At 73.2% G+C, this 2,180-nt stretch carries 2 protein-coding genes; both read right to left on the minus strand.

Annotation, left to right across the window (positions count from 1 at the left end; genetic code table 11):
* On the minus strand, positions 1-1,506 hold a 1,506-nt coding region (locus tag P409_RS38415), incomplete at its 3' end, for an NUDIX hydrolase (protein WP_161790514.1).
* A gap of 13 nt (positions 1,507-1,519) precedes the next feature.
* On the minus strand, positions 1,520-2,180 hold a 661-nt coding region (locus P409_RS32435; RefSeq protein WP_034848333.1), incomplete at its 5' end, for an AMP nucleosidase.

Raw genomic sequence — 2,180 nt, forward strand, 5'->3', positions numbered from 1 at the left:
TTCCGAGGTGGTGAACAGCAGCAGCGCGTCCGGCCGGCAGGCGGCCGGCCAGGCGCCGCAATGGGCCGCGGCCAGCTGCGCCGTCAGGGCGCCGAAGCTGATGCCGCTCCACCCCACCGCGCCGCGGCTGGTCTGCCGGGCCCAGCGGGTCAGGATGCCGACCTCGCGCACCGCCGCCGACAGGTGGTCCAGCGCGCCGAGCGGGGTGGACGCCACCATCGGCTCGCCGGCATAGGTGCCCGGGCGCTTGCGCCTTCCGTGCCAGGGCGCCTCCACCAGCACCACGCGCAGGCCGCGGCGGACCAGGGATTCGATCTCGCTCAGCGGCCCGCGCAGATGGTCCGGCTCCATGCAGATGCCGTGCAGATGAATCACCGTGGGCGGGTCGGCGGCGTCGGCCGGGGTGAACACCCGGGCCCAGCACGGGGCCTCCACCGACGGGTCGGGCGTCGGGAAGGTCAACCAGTGGTCGGTGCCCAGCTCGCTCGGCAGGCGCCGGGTCTCCTCCACCACCGGCAGCGCGTCCGGCAGGCGGTAGGCGTTCTCCGGGTCGGCCAGCCGGACGCCGTGCCGGGCCTCGACCTCGTCCTCGGTCGGGATCACCCAGCGGCAGGCCGGGATCTTGCGGTTGTTGCCGAACAGGGCGAAGCGCAGCCGGCTGGTGGTCAGGGCCGAGGCCGCGTCCAGCCGCGCCTCCTCCGCCGCCACCACATCGGCCAGCGGCGCGGTGGTGGAGAACAGCAGGCGCTGCCATTCCGCCTCGGCCTGGCGGTGCTGCTCGGCCAGGCGGGCAACGTCGCGCAGGGTGCGGCCCAGCCAGAGCGGCCGCTTGCCCAGGGTGTCGGGCGCGATCGGAAGCTCGTCGCAGAAGCGGTGCAGGTCGCCGTCGGCGATGATCGCCGCGGCCAGGCTGCGCGACGCCGGCAGGAACCAGCCGCGCAGCAGGGCCAGCGACATGCCGTCGAACCAAGGCCGCGCCACCAGCCGGCCCAGCGGCGTGCGCATCAGCCGCATCAGGTCGGGCCTCGGCTTCAGCCGCACCGGGCCGGGCGTGCGCCGGCGCTGTGACCGCTGCCGGGCCGACAGGTGCAGCACCCGCCGCAGCTCCGGCCATTCGATCAGCGCATCGGCCTCCTCCAGCGTCGCCCAGCGCGCCGCGGCGGCATCGTCGCCCGCCACCGGCTCGCCGGACCGCCACTCGGCCTCGACATCGATGATGGTGTAGTGCCACTCGACCCCGCCCTCGGCGTGGCGGTGGATTGAATCGACCGCGGTGACGATGCCCAGCGCCTCGGCCTCGACCCCGGCCTCCTCGCGGGTCTCGCGCAGCGCCGCCTCGAACAGGGTCTCGCCCAGCTCCTGGCTGCCGCCGGGGATGCTCCACTGCCCGGCCTGGGGCGCCTTGCCGCGCTGGATCAGCAGCAGCCGGTCGTCGCGCCAGACCACGGCGCCGACCCCGATCCGAGGCCGGTCCATCTGGGGCGGCCGGCGGCTGTCCTGCGGCATGGCCCGAAGCCTCCTACTGGAACGCGACTTCGGCGAAGCTCCGCAGCTTGCGGCTGTGCAGCTGCTCCAGCCCCAGCTCGCGCAGCCGCTCCATGGCCCGGATGCCGATCTGCAGGTGCTGGCCGACCTGCTGCTTGTAGAAGGCGTCGGCCATGCCCGGCAGCTTCAGCTCGCCATGCAGCGGCTTGTCGGAGACGCAGAGCAGCGTGCCGTAGGGCACCCGGAAGCGGAAGCCGTTGGCGGCGATGGTCGCGCTCTCCATGTCCAGGGCGATGGCGCGGCTCTGGCTGAAGCGCTGCACCGGCTCGCGATAGTCGCGCAGCTCCCAGTTGCGGTTGTCGATGGTGGCAACCGTGCCGGTGCGCATCACGCTCTTCAGCCCGTAGCCGCTGAGGCCGGTGATCTCGCCGACCGCGCGCTCCAGCGCCACCTGGATCTCGGCCAGGGCCGGCACCGGCACCCAGACCGGCAGGTCGGCGTCCAGCACATGGTCCTCGCGGACATAGCCATGCGCCAGGACGTAGTCGCCCAGCTTCTGGGTGTTCCGCAGGCCGGCGCAATGGCCCAGCATGATCCAGGCATGCGGCCGCAGCACGGCGATATGGTCAGTGATGGTCTTGGCGTTGGACGGGCCGACGCCGATGTTGACCATGGTGATGCCGGAATGGTCCGGC

It is taken from the genome of Inquilinus limosus MP06, from assembly GCF_000767795.1.
Taxonomy (GTDB): Bacteria; Pseudomonadota; Alphaproteobacteria; order DSM-16000; family Inquilinaceae; genus Inquilinus; species Inquilinus limosus_E.